Origin of the sequence: Nocardia takedensis NBRC 100417 (genome assembly GCF_000308695.1) — a bacterium.
Lineage (GTDB): Bacteria > Actinomycetota > Actinomycetes > Mycobacteriales > Mycobacteriaceae > Nocardia > Nocardia takedensis.
This window is the reverse complement of record NZ_BAGG01000053.1, coordinates 1-950: the sequence shown is the minus strand read 5'-3', so window position 1 is coordinate 950 and position 950 is coordinate 1. Positions and strand designations below refer to the sequence as shown.

The following is a 950-nucleotide window of genomic DNA, read 5'->3' as shown; positions in this document are numbered from 1 at the left end:
GTGGGCGTCGAGGTCAGGACCGAGAGTGTTACGAAATCTTTCGGTTCGCAGCGGATTTGGCAGGACGTGAGTCTTACGTTGCCTTCCGGCGAGGTCAGTGCTCTGTTGGGGCCGTCGGGTACGGGTAAGTCGGTGTTTCTGAAGTCGTTGATCGGGTTGTTGCGGCCCGAGCGGGGTTCGATCTTCATCGATGGCACGGATATCACGACGTGTTCGAATAAGGAGTTGTACGAGATCCGGAAGTTGTTCGGTGTGCTGTTCCAGGACGGTGCGTTGTTCGGGTCGATGAACTTGTTCGACAATGTGGCGTTTCCGTTGCGGGAGCACACGAAGAAGAGTGAATCCGAGATCAAGAAGATCGTGATGGAGAAGCTCGAGTTGACGGGTTTGTTGGGGGCGGAGGGGAAGTTGCCGGGGGAGATCTCCGGTGGTATGCGCAAGCGTGCGGGGTTGGCGCGGGCGTTGGTGTTGGATCCGCAGATCATTCTGGTGGATGAGCCGGATTCGGGGTTGGATCCGGTGCGTACGTCGTATCTGTCGCAGTTGTTGATCGATATCAACGCGCAGATCGACGCGACGATTCTGATCGTGACGCACAACATCAATCTGGCGCGGACGGTGCCGGACAATATCGGGATGTTGTTCCGTCGGCAGTTGGTGATGTTCGGGCCGCGGGAGGTGTTGTTGACCTCGGAGGAGCCGGTGGTCAAGCAGTTCTTGAACGGTCGGATGATCGGGCCGATCGGTATGTCGGAGGAGAAGGACGAGGCGCAGATGGCTCGGGAGCAGGCGTTGGTGGACGCGGGTCATCATCATGGTGGTGCGGAGGAGGTGGAGGGGATCATTCCGCAGATGCGGGCGCAGCCGGGGATGCCGGTGCGGCAGGCGGTGGGTCGTCGTAAGGCGCGGGTGGCCGAGATCATGCATACGTTGCCCCACGCCGCGCAGGT

Annotated in this window: 1 protein-coding gene; it reads left to right on the top strand. The window is 59.9% G+C overall.

Translation table 11 applies throughout. The annotated features are described in order from the left end of the window. The coding region (locus ON30_RS11100; protein ID WP_051029181.1) for an ABC transporter ATP-binding protein at positions 1–950 on the top strand (950 nt) is incomplete at both ends.